This is a genomic window from Bacillus sp. FAU20 (genome assembly GCF_056033865.1).
In genome coordinates this window covers 223,740-249,791 of sequence record NZ_JBVYHY010000003.1, presented here as the reverse complement: position 1 = coordinate 249,791, position 26,052 = coordinate 223,740, and the positions used below count along the sequence as shown (strand labels likewise).

At 37.2% G+C, this 26,052-nt stretch carries 24 protein-coding genes and 1 pseudogene; 8 read left to right on the top strand and 17 right to left on the bottom strand.

Annotated elements, in window-relative coordinates:
- Nucleotides 1-46 precede the first annotated feature (46 nt).
- From recJ to AC0OM3_RS01515, 4 genes are all read right to left on the bottom strand, one after another.
- Nucleotides 47-2,386 (bottom strand): single-stranded-DNA-specific exonuclease RecJ, encoded by a 2,340-nt coding sequence (gene recJ, locus AC0OM3_RS01530; RefSeq protein ID WP_474211012.1) that lies wholly within the window; start codon nucleotides 2,384-2,386, stop codon nucleotides 47-49.
- A 101-nt stretch (nucleotides 2,387-2,487) separates the two neighbouring features.
- Nucleotides 2,488-3,381 carry a cation diffusion facilitator family transporter gene (locus tag AC0OM3_RS01525; protein ID WP_474211011.1) on the bottom strand — a complete coding sequence of 298 codons (894 nt, stop codon included), beginning with the start codon at nucleotides 3,379-3,381 and terminating at the stop codon, nucleotides 2,488-2,490.
- A gap of 156 nt (nucleotides 3,382-3,537) precedes the next feature.
- Nucleotides 3,538-5,802, bottom strand: coding sequence for a protein translocase subunit SecDF (gene secDF / locus AC0OM3_RS01520; RefSeq protein ID WP_001119051.1), 2,265 nt, complete (start codon nucleotides 5,800-5,802; stop codon nucleotides 3,538-3,540).
- Between the two features lie 269 nt (nucleotides 5,803-6,071).
- Entirely contained in the window at nucleotides 6,072-6,356 is a 285-nt protein-coding gene (locus AC0OM3_RS01515; protein ID WP_000886980.1) for a post-transcriptional regulator, read from the bottom strand.
- Between the two features lie 185 nt (nucleotides 6,357-6,541).
- Between AC0OM3_RS01515 and spoVB the strand changes: the two genes are divergently transcribed.
- Entirely contained in the window at nucleotides 6,542-8,101 is a 1,560-nt protein-coding gene (spoVB, locus tag AC0OM3_RS01510) for a stage V sporulation protein B (protein ID WP_000198295.1), read from the top strand.
- A gap of 80 nt (nucleotides 8,102-8,181) precedes the next feature.
- On the opposite strand, the gene AC0OM3_RS01505 is transcribed toward spoVB, so the two are convergent.
- Nucleotides 8,182-8,829, bottom strand: coding sequence for a DUF421 domain-containing protein (locus tag AC0OM3_RS01505; protein ID WP_474211009.1), 648 nt, complete (start codon nucleotides 8,827-8,829; stop codon nucleotides 8,182-8,184).
- A gap of 103 nt (nucleotides 8,830-8,932) precedes the next feature.
- Here AC0OM3_RS01505 and AC0OM3_RS01500 point away from each other — a divergent pair, with 103 nt between their 5' ends.
- Nucleotides 8,933-9,316 (top strand): TIGR04086 family membrane protein, encoded by a 384-nt coding sequence (locus AC0OM3_RS01500; RefSeq protein WP_000349148.1) that lies wholly within the window; start codon nucleotides 8,933-8,935, stop codon nucleotides 9,314-9,316.
- Between the two features lie 36 nt (nucleotides 9,317-9,352).
- Here the strand turns inward: AC0OM3_RS01500 and yajC are convergent, their stop codons facing one another.
- The 6 genes from yajC to ruvA are packed head-to-tail and all read right to left on the bottom strand — an operon-like array spanning nucleotide 9,353 to nucleotide 13,686.
- Complete coding sequence (gene yajC, locus AC0OM3_RS01495; protein ID WP_000991115.1) at nucleotides 9,353-9,613, bottom strand: preprotein translocase subunit YajC; 261 nt, start codon at nucleotides 9,611-9,613, stop codon at nucleotides 9,353-9,355.
- A 27-nt stretch (nucleotides 9,614-9,640) separates the two neighbouring features.
- Entirely contained in the window at nucleotides 9,641-10,780 is a 1,140-nt protein-coding gene (gene tgt / locus AC0OM3_RS01490; RefSeq protein ID WP_000125365.1) for a tRNA guanosine(34) transglycosylase Tgt, read from the bottom strand.
- 12 nt (nucleotides 10,781-10,792) lie between these two features.
- Nucleotides 10,793-11,845 (bottom strand): tRNA preQ1(34) S-adenosylmethionine ribosyltransferase-isomerase QueA, encoded by a 1,053-nt coding sequence (gene queA, locus AC0OM3_RS01485; RefSeq protein WP_000354015.1) that lies wholly within the window; start codon nucleotides 11,843-11,845, stop codon nucleotides 10,793-10,795.
- Nucleotides 11,846-11,864: 19 nt separating this feature from the next.
- The gene (locus AC0OM3_RS01480) at nucleotides 11,865-12,065 is read right to left on the bottom strand and encodes a DUF2905 domain-containing protein (protein WP_000138162.1); all 201 of its coding nucleotides are present in this window, start codon (nucleotides 12,063-12,065) and stop codon (nucleotides 11,865-11,867) included.
- Nucleotides 12,062-13,063 carry a Holliday junction branch migration DNA helicase RuvB gene (ruvB, locus tag AC0OM3_RS01475; protein WP_000344449.1) on the bottom strand — a complete coding sequence of 334 codons (1,002 nt, stop codon included), beginning with the start codon at nucleotides 13,061-13,063 and terminating at the stop codon, nucleotides 12,062-12,064. Before ruvB ends, AC0OM3_RS01480 begins: the two co-directional genes overlap by 4 nt.
- Before the next feature lie 5 nt (nucleotides 13,064-13,068).
- A complete protein-coding gene (gene ruvA, locus AC0OM3_RS01470) occupies nucleotides 13,069-13,686 on the bottom strand; it encodes a Holliday junction DNA helicase RuvA (protein WP_000464511.1) in 618 nt (205 codons plus the stop codon).
- A gap of 188 nt (nucleotides 13,687-13,874) precedes the next feature.
- On the opposite strand from ruvA, the gene AC0OM3_RS01465 reads away from it, so the two are divergent.
- The gene (locus tag AC0OM3_RS01465; RefSeq protein ID WP_000823612.1) at nucleotides 13,875-14,819 is read left to right on the top strand and encodes an iron-hydroxamate ABC transporter substrate-binding protein; all 945 of its coding nucleotides are present in this window, start codon (nucleotides 13,875-13,877) and stop codon (nucleotides 14,817-14,819) included.
- 14 nt (nucleotides 14,820-14,833) lie between these two features.
- Here the strand turns inward: AC0OM3_RS01465 and AC0OM3_RS01460 are convergent, their stop codons facing one another.
- Nucleotides 14,834-15,364 (bottom strand): BofC C-terminal domain-containing protein, encoded by a 531-nt coding sequence (locus AC0OM3_RS01460; RefSeq protein WP_000871192.1) that lies wholly within the window; start codon nucleotides 15,362-15,364, stop codon nucleotides 14,834-14,836.
- A 429-nt stretch (nucleotides 15,365-15,793) separates the two neighbouring features.
- On the opposite strand from AC0OM3_RS01460, the gene AC0OM3_RS01455 reads away from it, so the two are divergent.
- Nucleotides 15,794-16,228, top strand: coding sequence for a hypothetical protein (locus AC0OM3_RS01455; RefSeq protein ID WP_000721223.1), 435 nt, complete (start codon nucleotides 15,794-15,796; stop codon nucleotides 16,226-16,228).
- Nucleotides 16,229-16,261: 33 nt separating this feature from the next.
- On the opposite strand, the gene AC0OM3_RS01450 is transcribed toward AC0OM3_RS01455, so the two are convergent.
- From AC0OM3_RS01450 to nadB, 5 genes and pseudogenes are all read right to left on the bottom strand, one after another.
- Nucleotides 16,262-16,906 carry a YhcN/YlaJ family sporulation lipoprotein gene (locus tag AC0OM3_RS01450; RefSeq protein WP_001093536.1) on the bottom strand — a complete coding sequence of 215 codons (645 nt, stop codon included), beginning with the start codon at nucleotides 16,904-16,906 and terminating at the stop codon, nucleotides 16,262-16,264.
- Between the two features lie 1,947 nt (nucleotides 16,907-18,853).
- Nucleotides 18,854-19,010: pseudogene (gene safA / locus AC0OM3_RS01445) on the bottom strand (SafA/ExsA family spore coat assembly protein); the annotation flags it as partial.
- Between the two features lie 226 nt (nucleotides 19,011-19,236).
- Nucleotides 19,237-20,343, bottom strand: a complete 1,107-nt coding sequence (gene nadA, locus AC0OM3_RS01440) for a quinolinate synthase NadA (RefSeq protein WP_000025343.1) — start codon at nucleotides 20,341-20,343, stop codon at nucleotides 19,237-19,239.
- Nucleotides 20,344-20,373: 30 nt separating this feature from the next.
- Nucleotides 20,374-21,207 (bottom strand): carboxylating nicotinate-nucleotide diphosphorylase, encoded by an 834-nt coding sequence (nadC, locus tag AC0OM3_RS01435; RefSeq protein WP_001092248.1) that lies wholly within the window; start codon nucleotides 21,205-21,207, stop codon nucleotides 20,374-20,376.
- Nucleotides 21,208-21,226: 19 nt separating this feature from the next.
- Nucleotides 21,227-22,756: an L-aspartate oxidase gene (gene nadB, locus AC0OM3_RS01430; protein WP_001138534.1), complete on the bottom strand. Its 1,530-nt coding sequence runs from the start codon at nucleotides 22,754-22,756 to the stop codon at nucleotides 21,227-21,229.
- Nucleotides 22,757-22,908: 152 nt separating this feature from the next.
- Between nadB and AC0OM3_RS01425 the strand changes: the two genes are divergently transcribed.
- From AC0OM3_RS01425 to AC0OM3_RS01410, 4 genes are all read left to right on the top strand, one after another.
- Nucleotides 22,909-24,051 (top strand): IscS subfamily cysteine desulfurase, encoded by a 1,143-nt coding sequence (locus AC0OM3_RS01425; protein ID WP_000973756.1) that lies wholly within the window; start codon nucleotides 22,909-22,911, stop codon nucleotides 24,049-24,051.
- A complete protein-coding gene (locus AC0OM3_RS01420; protein WP_000812240.1) occupies nucleotides 24,051-24,593 on the top strand; it encodes a transcription repressor NadR in 543 nt (180 codons plus the stop codon). The genes AC0OM3_RS01425 and AC0OM3_RS01420 overlap by 1 nt, the downstream gene beginning before the upstream one ends.
- A gap of 79 nt (nucleotides 24,594-24,672) precedes the next feature.
- The gene (locus tag AC0OM3_RS01415) at nucleotides 24,673-25,320 is read left to right on the top strand and encodes an MOSC domain-containing protein (protein WP_000510679.1); all 648 of its coding nucleotides are present in this window, start codon (nucleotides 24,673-24,675) and stop codon (nucleotides 25,318-25,320) included.
- 149 nt (nucleotides 25,321-25,469) lie between these two features.
- A complete protein-coding gene (locus AC0OM3_RS01410) occupies nucleotides 25,470-25,940 on the top strand; it encodes a hypothetical protein (protein ID WP_000796369.1) in 471 nt (156 codons plus the stop codon).
- The last annotated feature ends 112 nt before the right edge of the window (nucleotides 25,941-26,052 follow it).

The window sequence follows — 26,052 nt, the reverse complement described above, 5'->3', positions numbered from 1 at the left end:
TTTCTGAATCCTCCTCAGATCTAAAAGGTTTGTAAATACAAATCCTTTACCCTAACTGTTCTACTTCTTTATGATTACGAATCGTTTCAAACCATGTATATAGTTGCTGATATGTGCTATAAACCAATTCTTTTTCTAATTGTAAGTGGTTCATTTTCTCACGATATGTGTTCGATTCAATTAAATCACGCTTTTGTTTTTTGTCTGCCATAAAAATGACGCCATCTTTTATTGTAACAAATTCTAACTCAAAAAACACCTGTGTCATGAAATTTACTGTATCTTTTGACCAACCTTTATGACGACATAGTTGTTCTCCATATTGTCTTAAAGAAAATGGTGTTTTTTGGCTTAAGAAAGAATAGTACCATTTAAAGTGTTCTCTCGTCGGAACTGTACTAAATAAATGGTTATTCTCTTGATAAAATAGCGTATAAATTCGCTCTGGGAATCCTACCTTAAATAGCTCACGTAATTCATCTGTTCCTTTTGGTAAATCAAGTAACACGATATATTGATCATCTAAATGCGTTACTTCTGAAGCATGCATGAGCTTTTCTTTATAGCTCTCTAAAGAAAATTTATTCAATACCTCTTCAGAAAAATACACCATTGTTATTTTTTCTTTCGGAAGTTCTGCTAAATTTGCTTCTGCATTACGCATACTACGCCAATCAAATAATTGCCACGCCTCTACAGCAATATCTTGTACCATTAGTTGTGGCTTCTTAAAATTATTCCATTCATTAATGGACGCTTCTCCTATTACAGATACTTTTGCAACTGGAGAGATTTCTTTCGCATATGCACCAAAACCAAATCCAATTGTATCCAGTGTTGCTTGTCCATCACGAAGAGCCATTTTTAAATGAGAGCCATCTGATCCGATTGCGCGAATGCTTTCTAACTCTGCATCTTTTACTGCAATACGTGGTTTCGGATTTCCAACACCAAATGGAGCTAGTTTTTGCATATCTTCAATTGCCGCTAGCGTTACATCCTCTACTTTACAAAAAACATCAACTGCTGTAATTGGAATAAAATCTTCTTCTGTTAAAATTGCATCTGCTTGTTCATTTAAGCGGCGACGTAATTCATCTACATCATTCATATGTAGCGTCATTCCCGCTGCCATCGGATGCCCTCCGAAGTGTGGTAATAACTCTCTACAATCTGATAAATTTGCAAACAAATCAAATCCTGCAATACTACGTGCTGAGCCTTTTGCTGTTTCTTTTATAGGATCAATGCTTAATACAATCGTCGGACGATAAAAACGTTCAACTAATTTAGAAGCAACAATTCCAATTACCCCTGGGTTCCAGCCTTCTTTTGCAAGTACTAATACTTTGTTTTCTTCTGGCGGGAAGTTATTTTCAACTTCAGCGATAGCCTCTTCTGTAATTTGCTTTACAATATCTTTTCGCAGTTTGTTCAGCTCATCAATTTCTTCAGCTAGCTCCTTCGCTTCCTCTGGATCATCTGATAATAAAAGGTGTACAGCCGGCGCTGCATCTTCTAAACGCCCGACCGCATTAATACGCGGTGCAATTGAGAAGCCAATACTCTCTTCTGTAATTTCACTTTGCGAAACGTTAGCAACTTTAAACAATGCCTTCAAACCAATATTTCTCGTCATACGCATATGTTTTAAACCACGTTTCACTAGCAACCTATTTTCACCATGAAGTGATACTAAATCGGCTACTGTACCGATTACTGCAATCTCTAATAAATGTTCTGGTACACGGCCTAATAATGCATGCGCAACTTTAAACGCAACACCTACACCAGCTAAATAGTGAAACGGATATACGCCACCTTCTAATTTCGGATGTATAATCGCAAGTGCTTCTGGCAATTCTGGCGGTGGCTCATGGTGATCTGTAATAATTAGATCTATTCCAAGCTCCTTCGCTACATTCGCTTCATGTACTGCTGCGATGCCCGTGTCGACCGTAATAATCAGTGAGAACCCTGCGCTATGCGCCCAACGAAACGCTTCTTCGTTCGGTCCATACCCTTCTGTAAAACGATTTGGAATGTAAAATTCTACTTCTGCACCTAATTCTTGAAGAGCAAGATATAAAACCGTCGTACTACTTACTCCGTCCGCATCGTAATCACCAAATATTAATATTTGCTCTCCATTTTGAATCGCCTTATTTACACGTTCTACCGTTCTATCCATTCCTTCTAATAAAAATGGATCATGAAATTCTTGATTTTCTGTATTTAAAAAATCTAAAATCTTATCTTCTGTATCTAGTCCTCTACCGAGGAATAATGAAACGACAAGTGGCGATAACTGTAATTTACTTGCTAATTCACTCACTCGCTCGTCATTATATTCTTTTTCTTTCCAACGCGTCTTCGGTTGTAACACGAAATCACCCCTTAACCTGTTCATTATACAAGACAGATTAAGGGGTGACAATATAATGCAAACTACGATGCAATATCTATATACTAAAATGTTAATGATGTTTAATTTGGAGAATACGGATTTATATGTACGAATACATTTTGTACATTATCTTGTTTCATAAGTATTTCTTTCACATGTTTTCCAATACGGTGTCCTTCTTCTACGGTAATGTATGGGTCTACAGACACTTTAATATCGACAATAACATAATGACCATGCTCCCGTGCATATAAAGAACCAATTTTTTTCACACCATCTACTTGAAGAACTGCTTCCCTAAGCGGAATAACATCCTCCTCATGAAGAACATGGTCAAGCGTTGCATGAATTGCTTCCGCTCCAATGCTCCATGCCATTTTTACAACAAAAAGTGAAACAACTAATCCCGCAATCGGATCGGCATATACAAGCCAGTCTATACCAAGCTTACCACCGATTATAGCTGCACAAATACCGATTAAAGCTGCAATTGAAGAAAATACATCCGAACGGTGCTCATATGCATTTGCAATAATTGCATCACTGTTTACTCTTTTCCCTAATCGGAATTTATATTGAAACATTCCTTCTTTCACGACGATTGAAAGAACAACAGCAAAAATCGTAATTCCTTTTGGCGGTTCTAGTTCTTGCGAAAAAGCTTTTATAGACGAAATCGCTATCTCGAGTCCCACAATAAATAATAATACCGCAACAATAATCGCTGAAATCGATTCCGCTTTACCATGACCATACGGATGATCTTCATCAGGTGGCTGCTTTGCCGCTCGCAATCCAAAAAGTACAGCTAGCGAACCAATTACATCTGATGCAGAATGCACAGCATCCGCTAACAGTGCTTTACTGTTCCCAATATAACCAATTACCGCCTTTACAATCGCTAATATAATATTACCAACGATCCCGACAATAGCACCAAACTCGGCCTGTTTAAAACGTTCATCTTTTTCCATAATTAAAATCCCTTCTTTTCTTAACCTATCTTTTTATTTTAACAAATACAGTGATAACACCACCACTTTCTTCCATCTTCTTTCTGTAAAAAAGTTGCTATCTTATTGTATCCACAAACGAAAAAAGAGATGCCTCATAAAGAGACATCATCTTTTCTATACTTGCGGTTCAGATTCTACTTTCTCAACCTTCTTCTTGTTTCTTCCCTTTTTCAAACGACGGTTTTCAAGCATTAACCAAATTTGAGAGGCAACGAAAACAGAAGAGTACGTACCTACAATTAATCCAACAAGTAACGCAAACGAGAAGTTACGTAGTGACTCACTACCGAAGATAAGCAGTGCAATTACTGGGAATAACACTGTTAATACGGTGTTAATCGAACGACCAAGCGTTTGGCGAATACTTGCATTTACGATTTCTTCTAGGTCTTTTATATCGCGCACTCGTTTTTTCTGTTTGTATAATTCACGGTTTCTATCAAATGTAACAATCGAGTCATTAATAGAATAACCGATGATTGTTAATACTGCAGCGATAAACGTCAAGTCTACCTCTAGTTGGAAAATACTAAACATAACAATCATAACGAATGCGTCATGTAATAATGCAAGTACTGCAGATAACGCATACGTAAATCGGAAACGAATACTTACGTATAAAATGATAACCGCAGAAGCAATCAGTACAGCGATAAATGCATTTCGTGCAATTTCTTTACCGATTGTCGGTGAAACTGTACTTACGTTTGGATCTGTACCATATTTATCGTGGAAGAATGTTTTTGTTTTCGCAATTTCATCTTTTGATAAAACACCTAATGTACGAACTGCGAAACCTTTATTGTCATCTCCAGTCGGTACAATATTTTCTTCCTTCACATCAATGTTCAATTCTTTAAAATCTTTATGAACATCAGACACAGTAACGGCTTGTTTTGATTGCAAGTCGATACGTGTACCACTCGCAAAGTCAATACCAAGATTCAATTTGAAAATTGGTAAAATAATTGCTCCTGCAATTACAACTACAATCGAGAAAATAAGGAATTTATGACCGATATTTACGAAGTTAATACGATCAAATCTTGTCGGTGGATGTACTACACCTTTTGTTAATGGAATAATATCCTTTTGTTTCACACCAAAATATCCTGGTTTTTTATCAAAGTAACGGCTCTTTACAAGTAAACCTAATAAGAAACGAGTACCGAATACGTTCGTAATAAAACCAACTAAAATACTTACGATTAAACTTGTTGCGAATCCTTTTACAGAGCTATTACCATACACGAATAACACACCAGCTGCTGCAAGTGTTGTAACGTTTGCATCTAAAATTGTTGCTAATGAACGATGGTTACCAGCGCGGAATGCCGACATCATGGACTTACCAATTTTCAGCTCTTCTTTCAGTCTCTCGTACGTAATAATATTCGCATCAACTGCGATACCTACTCCGAGCACTAACGCTGCAATACCTGGCAACGTAAGAACTGCATGCATCCAGTTAAAGACAAGTAATGTAACGAAAATGTATAAACCTAACATAATAACCGCTACAAGTCCTGGTAAACGGTAGAATACAAGCATAAATAAGAAAATAAGAGCGATACCAATCGCACTAGCGAAAATCGTTTGCTCTAACGCTTGTTGACCAAATTTCGCTCCAACAGATGTTGAATACATTTCTTTTAAATCAACAGGAAGTGCACCTGCATTTAATAAAGATGAAAGTTGTTTCGCACTTTCAACTGTGAAGTTTCCACCTACGATAGATACTTCAGCTTGGTTAAATACTTGGTTTACTGTTGCTGCTGATAAGAACTTGGGATTCGGTTTTGCAGATTCTGCTTTATACGAATCTTTTCCTTCTTCAAAGTCAAGCCAAATTACCATTAAGTTCGTTGGTGGTGGCATTTTTGAAATTTTTTCAGTTACTTCACGGAATTTTTCAGCGCTTTTTAGTGTAAGACCTACGCTTGCACGGCCTTGCTCATCAAATGTTTGCTTCGCTCCGCCGCCTTTTAAATCCGCTCCATCCATAAGGAGATTGTCATCTACATCACGGAATGTTAATTTCGCTTGTGTCGATAACATTTCACGCGCTTTTTGCTGATCTTGTACACCAGCAAGCTGTACACGAATTCGATCTTGCCCTTCGATTTGAATGTTCGGCTCACTTACACCGAGAACATTGACACGATTTTCAAGAGCACCTACTGTACTTACAAGTACGTCTCGATCGATTTTATCACCTTTTTTGGCTGGTTTTACTTCATACAGAATTTCAAAACCACCGCGAAGGTCTAGTCCTAGACTAATTCCTTTTGCTATGTCTTTTCCTGCCGAACCAATTACTCCACCGATTAATAAGACGATGATGAAAAAGGCAGCAATTCTCGTACCACGCTTTGCCATATGTACCCTCTTTCTGCTACTAACACTTTCAATAAATCTCTTACGATTCACTGCTATACGTGTGCATACGCCTAGTTAGTAGACTTCCTTTCTATAATTTTTGCTAGTTCATCACTAGCTGTATAGGTAAGCTTTTACACTACCTACACTTCCATCATTTATTTTCCTCTTCACTACCTCCTTTATATATAATCTTAGACATAATTATTTCCTCTTTATCAATACATATCATTATACTGCAAAAGGAAGAACAAACCAATTGCAGTCGGTTATTTATTTTCGTACTCATCAAATGACCAAAGTGGCGCTTGGTAAGCTTCAACAGTTAAATATGTCATATATTCATTAGCTGTTACTGTTAATACGTCATTAACTAATTCATACAATCTAACATCGCTGTCTATCTTCTTCCACTTTTTCACTTTAAGAAACTTCCAAATATCATCATCTGTCACTCGGTCGTAACCGAACATTTGAAACTCTTCTACTTTACTTTCTAAAACGACTTGTAACTGTCCGCGGTATGATTCTACCAAAGCCTCTCTATCTAACATCTATAACATCTCCTTCTTATTTCAGCACGAAAAAGTCGCTTTAATCCCGCTCTAATGGACAGCAATAACTACTTTCAAGAGCACTATCATACTTCACTCTCTTAAATGCTTGTCATTCTTGTCTCGTACGTGCATATAAATTATTGTAAATCATTCCATTGATTTTGAGAAGGTAGGAGAAGAACATGACGAGACAAAGCTTTTTAAAAGGCGCATTTATTTTAATGATAGCCGGCTTTATTACAAAAATACTCGGCTTTATCAACCGCATAGTAATGGCACGTATTTTAGGAGAAGAAGGCGTTGGTCTTTATATGATGGCCGTTCCTACATTCATTTTAGCAATTACATTGACACAAATTGGTCTTCCTGTCGCCATCGCAAAATTTGTAGCAGAAGCGGAAGCTGTGAACGATAAACAAAGAGTTAAAAAAATATTAACCGTATCACTAGCTGTTACATCCGTTATTAGTATCATTTTAACAATCGGAATTATGTTCCTCACACCTATTTTAGCAAAAACATTATTAACCGACGAAAGAACGTACTATCCATTAATGGCCATTTTGCCCGTTGTTCCCGTTATTGCTGTTTCTTCTGTTTTGCGTGGTTACTTTCAAGGGAAACAAAACATGAAACCTAGCGCTTATGCGCAAGTTCTAGAACAAGTCGTCCGCATTACCATTATCGCTATATGCATCCAATTATTTTTACCTTACGGCATAGAATACGCTGCAGCCGGCGCTATGTTATCAGCTGTTCTCGGTGAAGTTGCATCGTTATTATTTTTACTCACGTTATTTCAGCGAGAAAAACATTTATCAATACGTTCTGAATTTTTCACTACTGTAAAAGAAAGCAAAGGGACATTTTATTCTCTGATGGATATTGCCCTTCCAACTACAGGAAGTCGTTTAATCGGTTCCGTTTCATATTTTTTTGAACCTATTGTCGTTATGCAAAGTTTAGCAATCGCTGGTGTCGCTGCTTCTGTTGCAACCCAGCAATACGGTATATTAAACGGTTATGCATTCCCACTCCTATCACTACCCGCCTTTATTACATACGCTCTCTCTACAGCGCTCGTTCCTTCTATTAGTGAGGCAATGGCAAAAAGACAACATAAATTAGTAGAGCACCGTTTACAACAAGCACTTCGAATTTCATTAATTACCGGCGGATGGTCTGTCGTTATATTATACGTATTCGCTTCTCCTGTTTTAACTCTTATGTATGGATCAGACAGCGCAACAGCATTCATTCAACTTCTTGCGCCTTGCTTTTTATTTCATTATTTCCAAAGTCCACTTACCTCTGTTTTGCAAGCTTTAAACTTAGCAAGAGCTGCAATGATGAATACATTTATTGGTGCCATCGTGAAATTAATCGTTATTTTTGTACTAGCATCAAGGCCAGAATTTCAAATGATGGGGGTTGCCCTTGCTATCGCTGCAAATATTGTAACAGTAACATTTCTTCACTACGCTACTGTTTTGAAAAAGATTACATTTACCATTTACGCAAAAGACTATATTTTCGGCGGACTTGCCATCGGTATCGCAGGCGCCTTCGGTTTTTATCTTCATAAATATATTATTTTCTCTCATTCCCTTGGCATACAAACATTATGGGAAATCACTTTAACAACAATTGTTTATATCGTACTTCTCTTCACTTTCAAACTCATTCGAAAAGAAGAGTTAAGTCGCCTCCCTATTATTCGTAAACTTTCATTTTTGAAATAAGGTGAAACTTTAATCAGTGGGGTAATCTCCACTGATTATTAGTTACACTAATCATTCTTACTCTTTCAAAGAATAAGTATCTAATTTTCTTTTAAATCAACAAAAAATTGTCCGTTTTGAAAACTACAGTATAAAATTTGTGTTATATCGTTATAACCTAAGTTTTTTAATTTCTCAATAAGCCATTCATCTGTATGCTCAATCATTTGTAAATGGCTAGATTGAATTTCTCCATCAATAATAAGAGGAAGCGTAAACTGCAATGTATCTTGTTTATTTTTTTGTTTTTGAAAGACAGATAACTTCCCAGACGGTTCCAAAATAGCATATTCTACATCCCGAATATCTCCAACTCCTTGTTCCCTTAATTGCATCATTAAATCATCAATATTATATCGCTGGTTTCTCATATTTTTTTCATCAATCTTTCCCGCATTAATAATAATTGCTGGTTCACCTTCTATTAAATGCCGAAATCGTTGAAACTTTAATGAAATGACTGACAAAATGATTTGTATGCACATAAGAAAAGCCATCGGAACTAATTGATGCCAAAGTGATTTATCGGTATTTTCAATTGCTACTACAGCCATTTCTCCAAGCATAATAAATACGACTAAATCTAATACACTTAGCTCTCCTATCTCACGTTTACCCATAAGACGAAAAATAATTAAGATAATGATATACAAAAGCATTGTCCGTCCAATTACCGATATCCATTCCATTCCTACATCTCCTTTTTTACGTATAGACTCCCCTATAAAAAAGAAACTAGTCTAACTTGGGCAAAAGGAAAATATGCTTGTATTAAAAAGGGGGAATGCATAAATGGATGGAACGAAAAAATTATCAACTGCAATTGGCTTCGGTATTGTTACGCTACTAATTCTCGCATCTATTACTAGTATGATTATGGCTCTTTTATTAAAGTTTACGAATATAAATGAAGGGACATTAACCGTTACTATTTTTATACTTGCTCTTTTATCTATGCTTATGTCTGGATTTACTGCCGGCAAAAAGGCTCAAGGAAAAGGTTGGCTAGTAGGTTTCACAACAGGGCTCACGTTCACTATACTCGTCTTTCTAGTTAACTATTTAGGCTTTTCTCAAACCTTATCGAACTCACAATTACTTTATCAATTAGCATTAATGGGGGCGAGTACACTCGGTGGTATTTTTGGTGTAAATATGTCAAAGCAAAGTAACTAAAAAAGGCCCTGCACATTTCATGCAGGGCCTTCCACATTAGTTTTTCACAACTTCACGAATCGCATTGCGATCGAAAGTTAAGTGTGAACCACCAGATTTAATAACGATTTTCGTCTCATCTACTGATTCGATTGTACCGTGTAAACCACCGATTGTTACGATAGCATCACCTTTTGCTAACTCACTTTGCATTTGAGCAACTGCTTTTTGACGTTTTTGTTGCGGGCGAATTAATAAGAAATAGAAAATCGCAAACATCGCAACGATCATAACGATATTCATCATACCTGCATTCATCTTTTGTTCCTCCTTTTAAATTATGTATTAGAAGTTTTTAGCATTCGGTTTATTAAAGCCATACTGTTCAAAGAACTCTTCGCGGAAATCGCCAAGACGGTCTTCACGAATAGCTTGTCTCACCTGCTCCATTAAGTTTAACAGAAAATGAAGGTTGTGATAAGACGTTAAACGAATTCCGAACGTTTCATCACATTTCATTAAGTGACGAATGTACGCACGTGAGTAGTTTTTACATGTGTAGCAATCACAGTTTGGATCAAGCGGACCGAAGTCTCTTGCGAATTTCGCATTTTTTACAACGAGGCGACCTTCACTTGTCATACATGTACCATTTCGAGCGATACGAGTTGGAAGTACGCAGTCAAACATATCAATACCACGAATTGCGCCATCGATTAACGAGTCAGGAGAACCTACACCCATTAAGTAACGAGGCTTATTATCTGGAAGAAGTGGTGTTGTAAACTCAAGAACACGGTTCATAATATCTTTCGGTTCACCAACAGATAAACCACCTACAGCGTAACCAGGGAAGTCCATTGAAACAAGGTCTTTCGCACTTTGACGACGAAGCTCTTCGTACTCCCCGCCCTGTACAATACCGAATAAACCTTGATCTTGCGGACGTTCATGCGCTTTTAAGCAACGTTCTGCCCAGCGGCTCGTACGCTCTACAGATTTCTTCATATATTCAAAAGTAGCCGGGAATGGTGGACACTCATCAAATGCCATCATAATATCTGAACCTAATGCATTTTGGATTTCCATCGCTTTTTCTGGTGATAAGAATAATTTATCTCCATTTAAGTGATTACGGAAGTGAACGCCTTCCTCTTCAATACGACGGAAGTCACTTAAACTGAATACTTGGAAACCACCAGAGTCTGTTAAGATTGCACGATCCCAGTTCATAAATTTATGCAAGCCGCCTGCTTCACGAATAATTTCATGACCTGGACGTAGCCATAAATGATACGTATTACTTAAAATAATGCCAGAATCCATTGCTTTTAATTCTTCTGGTGACATTGTCTTAACTGTTGCAAGTGTACCAACTGGCATAAATGTTGGTGTATCAAATGAACCGTGCGGCGTATGCACACGACCTAAACGGGCACCCGTTTGTTTACATGTCTTAATAAATTCATAACGAATTGCTGTCATAACTTACTCCTTTTATTTGTTTCTCATTTTAGCGTGAGATGCAACGAACATTGCATCACCGAAGCTAAAGAAACGATATTTTTCTTTTACTGCTTCATTATAAGCATGAAGTACATTATCTCTATTTGCAAATGCACTTACAAGCATAATTAATGTTGATTTCGGTAAATGGAAGTTTGTAATTAAACCATCAATTGCTTTAAATTCATATCCCGGATACATGAAAATATCTGTCCATCCAGAAGCGGCGCAAAGCTTACCTTCATGATCTGTTGCAATTGTTTCTAACGTACGAGTTGATGTCGTACCTACAGTAATAATACGTCCACCATTCTCTTTCACACGATTTAATAATGCCGCTGTCTCTTCAGACATATGGTAATATTCTGCGTGCATATGGTGTTCTTCAATCGTATCAGCAGAAACTGGTCTAAATGTTCCAAGCCCTACGTGAAGTGTAATAAATGCTAACTGAACGCCTTTTTGTTTTAACTTCTCCAGTAACTCTTCTGTAAAGTGAAGTCCCGCAGTCGGCGCTGCTGCTGAACCGATTTCTTTCGCATATACTGTTTGATAGCGATCGCGATCTTCTAGCGTCTCTTTAATATATGGAGGAAGTGGCATTTCCCCAAGTTCATCTAAAATTTCATAGAAGATGCCGTCATATGAAAATTCAAGCTGGCGTCCACCTTGATCTGCAGTTCCTGTGCAAGTTGCTTTTAATTTCCCTTCGCCAAAAGAGATAACAGTTCCTTCTTTTACACGTTTCGCTGGCTTTACAAGCGTTTCCCACTTATCACCTTCTTCTTGTTTTAAAAGAAGTACTTCAATGTGCGCGCCTGTATCTTCTTTCACACCGTGCAAACGAGCAGGCATAACTTTCGTTTCATTTAAAACTAAGCAATCCCCCTCATGTAAGTAAGAAAGAATATCCGTAAAATGTTTATGCTCAATATCACCTGTTTCACGGTCTAACACCATTAATCTTGATGTTTCACGATCTTCTAACGGGACTTGTGCAATAAGTTCTTCTGGTAAATGAAAATCAAACAGATTTATATCCATAGCTATATCCACCTATTTCTTATTTAAATCGATTTATTATATACATAATAAAAGATAATACAATACTTAACACAATACATGTAATGATAGGAAAATAAAAGGTAACGTTTCCTTTTTTCACAAAAATATCGCCTGGAAGCCTTCCAATGAACTTCCAAGCTAATCCAACAACGATGAGTAAGATCCCGGCTGTAATAAGCAGCTTTGGCATCTCCGTCATACTTTTGGTATCTCCATTCCGAAATGTTCATACGCAAGCGGCGTTACAATTCGGCCCCTTGGCGTTCGTTGTAAAAAGCCAATTTGTAATAAATACGGCTCATACACATCTTCAATCGTATGAGATTCTTCTCCAATTGTTGCTGAAACCGTTTCTAATCCAACTGGACCGCCACGGAATTTCTCAATAATACCAAGCAGTAATTTATGATCAATATGATCTAGACCTAATTTATCTACTTGCAGTAGCTCTAATGCCATTTGTGTAATTTCCATCGTAACCGTTCCGTTACCACGAACTTGCGCGAAATCACGTACACGTCTTAAAAGACGATTCGCAATACGAGGTGTACCACGAGCACGTCTTGCAATTTCTAATGCAGCTAACGAATCGATTTCAACTTCAAATACTTCTGCTGTACGTTCAACAATCGCAGAAAGCTGATCTACTGTGTAGTACTCTAACCTTGAAAGTACACCGAAGCGGTCACGAAGCGGTGCCGATAATGCTCCAGCACGTGTTGTTGCTCCAACTAATGTAAATGGCGGTAAATCTAGGCGTACAGAACGTGCTGAAGGCCCTTTTCCAATTACAATATCAAGGCAAAAGTCTTCCATCGCAGGATACAATACTTCTTCAATTGATCTATGCAAACGATGAATTTCATCAATAAATAATACATCCCCTGGCTGAAGCGCTGTTAATACAGCAGCTAAATCTCCTGGTCTTTCAATTGCGGGACCTGAAGTTGTTCTAACATTAACGCCCATCTCATTGGCAATAATATTCGCAAGCGTCGTTTTACCAAGACCTGGTGGTCCATATAAAAGCACGTGATCTAACGTTTCTTCACGCATTTTCGCCGCTTCAATAAATACTTCTAAATTATGTTTTGCTTTATCTTGGCCAATATACTGACGGAGCGTCTGTGGCCGTAATGAATATTCTAAATCCGCATCTTCATATGCAGATTCCCCTGAAAGGAGACGTTCGTCCATTATACTCACCTCTTACCATTTAGTAAAAGACTAAGTGCCTTTTTAATATACTGATCCGTCGTTAATGATTCTTTTAATAACTCTGGTACAACACGAGAAACTTCGCGTTCTGCGTATCCAAGTGCGCGGAGAGCTTCCAGTGCCTCATCAAGCTCAGCTGATGAACCTTTCTTCTCATCAAAACGTTCTGTGTCTGAGAATAAATCAACAAATGCATCTGGTACGACATCTGCTAGTTTTCCTTTTAAATCTAAAATCATTTGGCGTGCTGTTTTCTTTCCGACGCCTGGGAATTTCACTAAAAACTTCTCATCTTCATGCTCAATCGCTTGAACGACCTGTCCTGTTTGACCAGAAGCTAAAATTGCAAGAGCTCCTTTTGGCCCAATGCCAGACACGCCTAACAACTTTGTAAATAATAAACGCTCTTCACGTGTTTTAAACCCGTAAAGTGCCATAATATCTTCTCTCACATAATGATATGTATAGACACGGATTTCTTGCTTACTTCTTTGAAATACATACGGATTTGGTGTGAAAATTTGATAACCAATTCCATTATGATCAATTACGACATATTCCGGCCCTACATACTCCACGTAACCTGTAACATATTCAAACAAAATACGATCTCTCCCTCTTAAATCATGTATTCCATTTTAACATATTTAATGATAGAAAAGCGAGACTGCCCCAACAAATGTTCTCCACTTGAAACTTCTGTTATTTTCCATTGACAGAAAGGTTAAAGCACCTTAATATACAGAAGTCGATAATGATTATCAATACTAATTAAAGGGGTTGCATCAGGATGAAACGTAAGCTATTTATTTTATTTACTATTATGCTCGTTGTTCTTTCTATCGTTGGCTGTTCTTCTCAAAAAGAAGAATCGAAGGCAAAAGAACAACCGAAAACAAAAGTTGTAAAACATGCTAAAGGTGAAGCTACAATTCCAGTAAATCCAAAGAGAATTGTTGACTTATCTGGATCAACAGAAGAACTATTACTTCTTGGACACAAACCTGTTGGTACAGCAAATACATATAAAGATAAAATCCAAACTCACTTAACAGACAAGTTAGATGGAGTAAAAGCAGTAGGTTGGTACTGGGCACCTAAAGTTGATTTAGAAGCTGTTACTGCTTTAAAACCAGACTTAATTATTTTAAACAACCGTCAATTAAAAATTTATGATCAACTAGAAAAGGTTGCACCTACAGTTGTTCTAGAAACAAACTTAGAAGACTGGCGTGGTAAGTTTAAAGAAGTAGGTAAGCTATTTGACGAAGAGAAGAAAGCAGACAAATGGATTGCAGACTACGATAAGAAAGCAGACTCTTTATCTAAAAAAATTAAAGAGAAAACAAAAGATGAGAACTTTATGTTCGTTGCAGTTACACCACAAAACTTCCGTGTATACGGTAGCTTCGGATACGGTGACATCATCTTTAATGACTTAAAACTTCCAGCAACAAAAGGTACGGATTTAAAACAAACGATGGCGCAAGTATCACTAGAAGGTCTAGTTGCATTCCAGCCTGACCAAATGTTTATTGTAAACTTCGGCGGCGAAGCTGATAAAGTTTACGAAGACTACAAAAACAGTGCCGTTTGGAAAGACAATAAAGCAGTTAAAAATAATCACGTATATGAAGTATCAAATGAAGTCTTCAATACGAAAGCATTCAATCCAATCGGAAAAGATATGCTAATTGATGAAATCGCAAAAGAAATTTTAGCTAAAAACAAATAAGAAAAAAAAGCAGCTCACCATGAGCTGCTTTTTTTCTTACTCTGAACTGCGTATTGCTTCATTTTTTCAATCGTCTTCACAAAACCTTCTTTTGATTTAATACGAATGCCACGTTTCAATTTCGCACGTTCATAGCTCTCAAGCTTTTTCATATCAATTTGAAAGAAAGAATGGATCGCATTATCACTTTTCGGTACACCTTTGAAAATTTGTAATATCCCTTCCTCTGAAACACCAAAATACCCGCTCGTTTTCAATAACGGAGAAATATCATCAACTTTCTTTTGCAATACAATTTGTACATCATCACGATCAACGAGCTGCCATTCTTTATACTGCTGTAAAAACTTTTCTAAATCCGTCACTTTTTCTGTAAGTATTTCTTCGCTTACTTCGCCATCAACATACATACGCTCTAATAAAATTGTAACCTCAGGTTCTTTTTTCGTTACTTCTGGTACTGGCCCTTCCGCCTTCACATTCGTTCCATAAACGAAACAAAACATCATAACGAAAGCTTGCATCGCAATCAGTATCCATTTCATTTCCGTTCACCTCTTTTAGGCAAGATCATACTTTCATTAGTAGTTTTTCCGGAAATGGGGGTTTTATCCATATTACATTTCTTTCGAAAAATAAAAAATGCAGATAAGGGTTTACCTCATCTGCATGTATCATTTACTTTTATATAAAATGAAAGACGCCTGCAAAGCAGGCGTCTTGATGCGTTTACGGCGAGAGACCAGGCGACCACATTCGCGTGTTTAGCACTTAAGCATATCTCTCGTCTTACGTAAATTAGCTCATCGCTTTGCTAATATAACATTAATAAAGTATAAGTGCAACATGTTTATAAAAATATTTTATTTCCTCTTTCATCCAAATTATTTTATGTAAATTATAAATTGATAATTGCAATATATATGTTACAATTAATGTGACAGCGAAATCATAATAAGCAGGGGATGAATATTATGAAAAAAATAAAGGATGAACGCCTCATTCTTCAAATGTTAAAAAACATACGTATTGTCTTTCTTTTTCAATACATTGGCGTAGTTGGAATTTTAGGCTATATCGGATTCACTGAAGGCATTGATCAAATTACGAAATCTCCATTGTGGCTATTATTTATGTTTACAAGTATTTTACTTGCTTATTTACAGTTAAGTGTTTCAATCGATGTAGAAGAAGGCGAAAAGGAAATACAGTTAACTCCTTATTACAAACTTGTCTTCCACTCCCTTATTGTAGGAATCGTTACGGCTATTATTTATATTATTTTCAGTCCAGAAAGACCTCTATTTGAAGCTATTTCAACAGGTAGTATTCTTTTCATATGCTTTTTAGTTTCTTATTCCGTTAGTTATTTTATTAAAAAACGTCGCTTACAAGACAACGATGAATAAAGAGGAAGGGCTATCCCTTCCTCTTTTGTTTTGTTATCGCACTGTACCAGTTAAACCGTAACGAATGTCTCGGAACATATTCACTATGTCACGATTAAAATCGTTTGTAACTGTACCGTTACGTAGACGCGTACTCATTGCATCGACACGAGTAAACATATCATTTCTTACAGAAACATATACGTTTCTGTTTCCAACTTCATTTGCAACAGCTTGACGAATTTCGTTAGCCATCGCCGTTTCATTTGTCACTGTGTTACGTGGTTTTACCGCAATCGCTACATCGTTTCCATATACAACTGTAGACACACGGTCTACGTTATTCATACGTTTCACACGATTTGTTATTCTTTCAGCTGTTTTACCATCATTGTTAATGTATGAATTGTTCATTGTAATATTACGAGTTGGATGCGGATTAGCAATTTGTCCATTGTAATTTACATCTCGATAATAATTGTATCCTGTATCGTTACGACCATTTCTATATGTTACATAATCTGTATAACGATCATTACGTGTCACATTATCACGATACTGGTGTGTATCATTATAAGATGTACGCTCGTAATTGTAGTTACGTCCATCCATTGCATTGTTATCTTTCGGTGTACCACATGCAGCTAATGCACTGGTAACTAACAAAGAAGCAGCAATCACTTTTACTTTCGTATTCAATACAAAAACCCCCTCTGTTAGAATGAGCTTCTCTACTGAAAAGCTCCCTCTTATGATGAGTAACCGAGAAGGTTTTTACACTGTTAATATTTCACTGGGAATTTTCTAGCACTTCATAAAAAAACTTCATTTTCTTAATTAACAGGAATGTAAAAAAGGCGGGAATACTCCCGCCTTTTTAAACTTCTTCTTCGTCCTCTTCTTCTGAAACGGGCTCTCCAAATACATTCGGTGGATCTGGTTGATAATACATCGTTCCTGGCTGTGGTGCATATGCAGACTGAGTTGGTTGGTAATATAAAGGATTCGCATATTGCGGACCGCCTGGTTGTGGACTATATAGTCTACTTTCTCCTCCGCATCCACAATCTTCCTCACCCTGCACAAGCGGCGGCATATTATTATCCATTGGCATCATATTCGGGTTTGGCATAGACGTATATTGCGGTCCAAACGGCGCTCCTTGCTGATATGGCATTTGATATGGATTTGGTTGTTGATAATACGAATTCGGCGGCATCATGGGCTGTTGATACGGCATTTGATAGGGCATCATATTTGGTGGTTGATTGTTATCCATAATCGGCATCATATTCGGCATTTGATTGTTATCCATAATCGGCATTATATTCGGTATTTGATTGTTATCCATAATCGGCATCATATTCGGCATTTGATTGTTATCCATAATCGGCATCATATTCGGCATTTGATTGTTATCCATAATCGGCATCATATTCGGCATTTGATTGTTATCCATGATCGGCATCATATTCGGCATTTGATTGTTATCCATAATCGGCATTACATTCGGCGGCTGGTTGTTATCCATAATTGGCATTATATTCGGTGGCTGGTTGTTATCCATAATTGGCATTATATTCGGTGGCTGGCTGTTATCCATGATTGGCATTATATTCGGTGGCTGGTTGTTATCCATGATTGGCATTATATTCGGTGGTTGGTTGTTATCCATGATTGGCATTTGAATATTTGGCGGTATGACTTGTGGAATAACTACATTTTCTTTCGATACATTTGGCGATACTATATTCCCTACGTTTTCTTTTTTCACTTGCGGTGACACTATATTCCCTACATTTTCTTTTTTCACTTGCGGTGACACTATATTCCCTACATTTTCTTTTTTCACTTGCGGCGATACTATATTTCCTACATTTTCTTTCTTCACTTGTGGCGATACTATATTTCCTACATTTTCTTTCTTCACTTGCGACGATACTATATTTCCTACATTTTCTTTCTTCACTTGCGGCGATACTATATTTCCTACATTTTCTTTCTTCACTTGCGGCGATACTATATTTCCTGCATTTTCTTTCTTCACTTGCGGCGATACTATATTTCCTACATTTTCTTTCTTCACTTGCGGCGATACTATATTGTTTTTTTTCGTTTGCGGAGAAATGATATTGTTAGGTTTCATTTTACTAATTTGAGGAGCAATTAACTCGCTTCCTTTTTTTATTACATCTGAAATTTTATATTCTTTTTTCGGTTTTATTGGTGGTTGTGGCGGCTGCGGTAATACATTTACCGAAAACTTCGTGTTTTCTTTTTCCGCCGGTTTTTGTTTTTCTATCACAGGTGGTTTTTGAATAACAGACGGTTTTTCAACTGGTTTTTCTTTTTGAATTGGCTGTTCTTTTTGCACTTCTTTTTGCGGTTTCACCTGTACCTCTTTTTGCGGTTTCACCTGTACTTCTTTTTGCGGCTTTACCTGCATCTCCTTCTGCGGTTTTACTTGCACTTCTTTTTGTGTTTGTTGCATAGCTGGCTGCTGTGTAATTGGTGCTGATTGATACGTAACTTCTTCCTCATCTTCTATTCCAAGCGGAGTTGGTGTTGCTGCAAATTCTTTTTGCTGCACTTCTTTTACGTATTGCTTTGGAGGCGCTGAACCTGCTCCAGCCTGTTGTTTCATGTGAACACTCTTTGATGGCACTTTAATTTTCATACCTGGCATGATTAAATCTGGATTACTAAGTTGTGTATTTGTTTTTTTCAACGTGTCAAAATCCACTCCGTACTTTTTCGCAATTTTCCAAAGGGTATCCCCTTTTTGCACGATATGAATTTTCAAATTTTCCCCCTCCTGTATAACTTATCTATAAGTAACAAATCTCATGAAGTAACTCTTTTTCTAAATAACATTAACTTCTTTTCACTTTTATCACTTCTTCGATTTTCAATATCATTAGAAGCGGAATAAGCATAAAGAACCACAATGATTTCTTCAAAACAATGTATGCCCATTTTGTTCTCGTTATGATTATATGTACGAAAAAAAGCAACGGGAATCCGCTGCTTTACACACGCTCTAACATACGATTTAATGCAAGAACTGCCTCTTCAGTCACTTGTTTATCTACGCTAATAACGTTAATTACTTCTCCTCTTTCTATCATTTCAAGTGCCCATAATAAGTGCGGCAAATCAATTCGGTTCATCGTTAAACACGGACACATAAATGGATTAAGTGAAACAATTTCTTTATCTGGATGTTGCTTAATAATTCGATTCACTAAATTCATTTCTGTACCAATCGCCCATTTACTTCCAGATGGAGCCGCTTCAATCATATCAATAATATATTTCGTTGAACCTGCATAATCCGAAGCAGCTACAACTTCGTAGCAACATTCTGGATGTACAATAATGTTCATGTCCGGATGATTTTTCCGTACGTTCTCAATGTTTTTCACTGTAAAGTTTTGATGAACAGAACAATGTCCTTTCCATAAAATCACTTGAATTTCTTCTATATCTCCATCGTACTCTAATGAATCTGTGTGTGGGTCCCATACTGCCATTTTATCTAACGGGATACCTAAATCGTACGCTGTATTTCTCCCTAAATGTTGGTCTGGTAAAAAGACGAGACGTTCTTTTTGAGTAAACGCCCAAGATACCATTTGCTTTGCATTAGAAGAAGTTACTGTTGCTCCGCCATTACGACCGCAAAACGCTTTAATTGCAGCTGTAGAGTTAACATACGTTAACGGAATCATCGTATCTCCAAATAATTTTGTGAGCTCTTTCCACGCTCTTTCTGTTTGTTCAATATCTGCCATATCCGCCATCGAACAACCTGCACGCATATCTGGTAAGATGACAACTTGATCATCTGTCGTTAACATATCTGCTGTTTCCGCCATAAAGTGCACCCCGCAAAACACAATATATTTTGCGTCTTTATTGCTCGCTGCAACTTGCGCAAGCTGAAGTGAATCCCCTGCTGCATCTGAAAATTGTACCACTTCATCTTTTTGATAATGATGCCCTGGAATGAATAACATTTTCCCCATTTTCTCTTTAATTTCACGAACCCGATTTTCCATATCTTCCGTTGACATCGTGTAATAACGCTCTGGTAACATCGTTTCAATTGGCTGTACTTGTTCTAAAATACTCATATACGTTTCTCCCCCTCTAAGCCACTTTCCTTACCCTTCAATATTGAAACTAATATCAAGTGCTTTCACTGAATGTGTTAACGCTCCAAGTGAAATATAATCTACCCCTGTTTTTCCGTATTTCGATAAATCTTCAATTGTGATGCCACCTGAAGCTTCTGTAACGATAGCGCTTGGTACAATTTTTGAAAACTCCCGAATTTCATCTGGCGTACGATTATCGAACATAATAATATCCGCACCAGCAGCAACAGCCTCTCTCACCTGTTCCTCAGTTTCTGTTTCTACTTCTACTTTCACCATATGTCCTAACTTTTCTTTCACTGATGTAACAGCTTTTGTAATAGAACTAGCAAACGCAATATGATTGTCTTTAATCATGACCCCATCATATAAACCGAAGCGATGATTAAATCCACCGCCGCACACGACTGCATGCTTATCAAACATACGTAGTCCTGGCATCGTTTTTCGCGTATCACAAATGCGAGTATGACTACTATCTAAAGCAAGAACCGCTTTATGCGTCATCGTCGCTATTCCGCTCATACGCTGAATAACGTTTAATATAACGCGCTCTGCTGTTAATAACGATGCAATTGGACCTTGCACAGTTGCAATGATTTCGCCTTTTTCTACAAGGTCCCCATCTTTTTTATGAAGCTCTACTTCAATTCTCTCATCAATTAATTTAAATCCTGATTCAATTACTAAACGTCCTGCAAAGACCCCTGTATCCTTCGCAAGAAACGTTCCTTTCGAAAGCAAATTATCTGGAAAAATAACCTGAGATGTTACATCTCTTTCCCCTATATCTTCTAAAAAAAATCGATTTAATGCTTCTTTAACTTTTATCGTGTTCATAAAGCCCCTCTTCCCCTCATCACACAAGTTGTCGTTTTCTCTTTACTCGAACAATCTCTTTCTTTCCTATATTTCTATCTGGATAATCACTCCGGTAATGCCCGCCAATACTTTCTTCTCTTTGCAAGGCTGACACAACTATAAGCTCACAAACCGTTAACATATTAATAAGCGTTATCTCTTCATTCGTAAGAACATCATGTTGTAATATCATATTTCGAACACCATACTTACTAAGCCATCTCTTCGCATAAGATAAACTTTGCTCTGTTCGCACAATCCCAACATATTTCATCATGCATTTTTGTATTTCTTCTTTCGTCGGTAAATGATTCAGAACGATAAACGTTGCTTCCTTTTCGGCTAGCATATTCACCTTTTCTTTTGTCTCTCTAGATAAAATATGTCGTCCGATTCTTTTTCCAAACACAAGACCTTCTAATAATGAATTACTCGCTAATCTATTTGCACCATGAACCCCGTTACAAGCTACTTCACCGACTGCGTATAAGTTCGAAATAGACGTCTCTCCATCACAGTTCGTTTTCACGCCGCCCATGTGAAAATGAGTACCAGGCACGACTGGAATAAGTTTTTTATTTATATCGACTCCATTTGTTTTACATATCGATGACACGGTCGGAAAGCGTTGTTCAAAGTTTTGAATCATTTCGATGTTTAAGTACACTTTTTCACCCGCAAGTAGCTGTTCATGAATAGCCCTTGCGACTACATCACGAGGCGCTAAATCCTGTTCGGAATGTATATCCATCATAAAACGCTGCCCTTTTCCATTTATAAGGACAGCTCCTTCTCCGCGAACAGCTTCGGACACAAGACCAGAACAACGCCCACCCGCGTATAACATCGTCGGATGAAATTGTATAAACTCTAAATCTACAAGCTCTCCACCTGCACGGTACACCATTGCAAGTCCATCGCCTGTAATCGTCTCATCATTAGAAGTAAAGGCGTATAAACTGCCAATACCACCTGAAGCTAACACCGTATAATCTGCATTGTAACGTTTCAATTCGCCTTTATTGTTGCGAGTTAAAGCCCCAACACATTTATCTTTTTCTATAATAAAATCGAGCACCATTTCCTGTTCCACTACCGTAACATATGGAGCTACTTCTTGAATAAGATGCTCTAATAAATTCTTTCCTGTTGCATCGCCACCTGCATGTACAATACGACGTTTTCGATGCGCTCCTTCTTTTCCAAGATGAGGACCTGTTTCATCTCCATCAAATTTCATCCCATTTTCAATAAGGTTATTAATTTCTTTCGGTCCTTCCTCAACTAAATAACGGACCACTTCTTCATTGTTATAATGACACCCTGCTACTAACGTATCTTCAAAATGATCATTAGGATTGTCGTATGTAGCTACTGCTGCGGCAATTCCACCTTGAGCTAAATGTGTATTATTATTACGTTTCGTCTCCTTTGTGATAATAATCACATTCTTTTCGTGACAAATCTCTTTTGCAACACGAAGTGCCGCAACACCACTTCCAATAATTAAGACATCTGCACTTGGCATAATTGTTGCCTCCTACTTTACACTTTTCAACTGTCTTGACACCTATATTTACATAGTTTTAAAATAATGACAAGAGTTTTTTTATAATTCTTATTTTCACTACCATTTAAAAAGTAAAAGAACTGTAACTCTTACTAGAGAGAGGAACTTACATGATGATATATCTTGACTATGCAGCTACTACACCTATGAGCGAGGAAGCGTTACAAACATATATGAAAGCAGCGTCGCAATACTTCGGAAATGAACAAAGTTTACATGATATTGGAGGAACAGCTGCTTCTTTATTACAAGTTTGCCGAAAAACATTTGCGGAAATGATTGGAGGAAAAGAACAAGGAGTATTTTTCACAAGTGGCGGATCGGAATCAAACTATCTTGCGATTCAATCACTTCTAAATGCCCAAACTAAGAAGCATATTATTACGACACCTATGGAACATGCATCCATTCGAAGTTATTTTCAATCTCTAAAATCAAAAGGCTATACGATCACTGAAATTCCTGTTGATAAAAGCGGACTCCTTTGTTTAGTAGATTTAGAGGCAGCTATTACAGAAGATACTGTGCTAGCAAGTATACAGCATGGAAACTCTGAAATCGGAACCGTTCAAAACATTACAGAAATCGGGGCACTTTTAAAAAAATATAATGTTTTATTTCATACAGATTGTGTGCAAACGTTTGGTAAACTGCCTATCCATGTTTTTGAGATGGGCATTGATAGTCTTTCTGTTTCAGCACATAAAATATACGGACCAAAAGGTGTCGGCGCTTGCTACATAAATCCGCAATCTCGCTGGGAGCAAGTATTTCCGGGAACTTCTCACGAAAAGGGATTTCGCCCAGGTACAGTGAACGTTCCCGGCATCGCATCTTTTTTAACAGCTGCTGAAAATATATTAAAAACTCAATGGGAAGAAAGTTTACGTTTTAAAGAGTTACGCTCCTACTTTTTAGGGCAAATACAAACCCTTCCGCTAGAAATTGAAGTAGAAGGTCATTCTACTTCTTGTTTACCACATATTGTTGGGGTTACAATAAAAGGAATAGAAGGTCAATATACTATGCTAGAATGTAATCGCCATGGTATCGCCATTTCCACCGGAAGTGCTTGCCAAGTCGGTAAACAAGAACCTTCGAAAACTATGCTTGCAATTGGAAAAACGTATGAAGAGGCCAAACAATATGTCCGCTTCTCTTTCGGACAACAAACAACGAAAGATCAAATTGATACTACTATTCATGCACTACACACAATTGGAAATCAATTTTATAGAGGTGTTAAATCATAATGAAACAAAATGACCAAAAAAAGATTTTAGGTGAAGAAAGACGACAGCTTATCCTTCAGTGGCTTCTCGCTGCAAATGAGCCGTTATCTGGGAATGAACTATCGAAGAAGACAAACGTAAGTAGGCAAGTTATCGTGCAAGATATTTCCTTGCTTAAAGCACGAAACGAACCAATTATTGCGACTGCCCAAGGCTATTTATATCTAAAACCACAAGAGAAACAACAAGCTTTTGAACGCGTAATCGTATGCCAGCACAAACCAGCAGAAGTACGTCAAGAACTTACAATGCTTGTTGACCACGGCGTTACGATTAAAGATGTAAAAGTTGAGCATCCTGTATACGGTGACTTAACAGCATCCATCATGGTAAGCAATCGCTTTGATGTAGAGCAATATTTACAAAAAATCGAAAACACAAATGCTTCCTATCTTTCACAACTAACAGATGGTATTCACTTACATACAATTGAGGCAGATTCTAAAGAAAAGTTAGATGCTGCTTGTGAGGCGTTAGATAAAGCAGGATTTCTCGTTTATTAATGTAAAGCACAGAGTTTTTATCATTCTCTGTGCTTTTTTAATGCTATAATATTGTAATCAATCGTAAAGGAGATCAAATATGGGAATTGAACTCGTTCACTTTAGCATTGGCAAGCCGAAACAAATGAAATATAGCGAAGATAAAGAAATGATAACAGGTATATGTAAAGACCCTACAGAAGAGGCCTTTCTCTCAAAAGACGGATTTCGTGGTGATGACGTAGCGGATTTAAAACATCACGGCGGTCCTGATCGCGCTGTTTGTGTATACCCACACGAGCATTACGCACTATGGGAAGAGGAGTTTCAAACTACGCTTCCAGCTTCCACATTTGGCGAAAACATTACCGTAACAAATATGTTAGAGCGTGATGTTTGCATCGGAGATACATATCAACTAGGTGCAGCAATCATTCAAGTAACACAAGCAAGAGTACCTTGTAGCACTATTTCAAAACGCCTCGGTATTCCTGGCATTTTGCCGCGCATTGTAGCAACTGGATTTACTGGCTACCTATGCCGCGTTCTTCAAGAAGGTACTGTACGTAAAGATTCTAAAATTACATTACTAGAACGTCAACCGAGCAATGTTTCTGTTTTGTTCTCTAACGAAATTTATTTTCATAATAGAAAAGATAAAGATGGCATTGAAAAAATTCTTGCCGTTCCAGAACTAGCTGATATTTGGCGTGGTCAGTTAGAAGATCGTCTTGCGAAGTTAAAATAAAGAATCACACCATGTAAAACAGTATTGAGTCCATCATACCAGATGGACTGTTTTTATTTTCTCTTCCTTCACGTCCAAACATATAAAAATATATTTCATATTATATATGGACAACCTTTAATTCTTATATGTGAAGGGAGTGATTAATTATGGCGGATTACTTCTTAAAAAATGGAAAAAAATATTATAAGAAAAATGATCGCCCATGTAATTCTTCAAATTCAGATTCAAATAACTGTTTTATACAGAACTATACTATTTTCGGTACGGGAAATACCCCTCAAGATCTTGATATAACAACTGGAATTCCTCGAACTGTATTTGAAAACTTCACTAAAAATCATAATAAGACACTTATTAAATTTAGTTTCAGTCCTGCATTTGCAACAACGATTAGATTAACAATTGCAAGATTAAACCATCGCTCTCCACTTACATTTACCTTAACACCAGGAGATATTAAAACATTTTTAGTAGAAGATGTTGAGAGTATTACTTTCTCAGATACTGTAGCTCCATCTACACTCAATCTATTCATACAACAAACGAATTGTATTTGCTGCAGTAATTCGAACAATGATGAATCCTATTATTATAATAGTTGTAATGATGCGTACTAAAAACCCGACAAAAGAGTTATCTATTCCTAACAGAAGCCGTCCTAAATATCTTTTAGGATGGCTTCTTTATTTTGCTAGCTTAATTAATCACTTACTTCAATAGAATCGATAG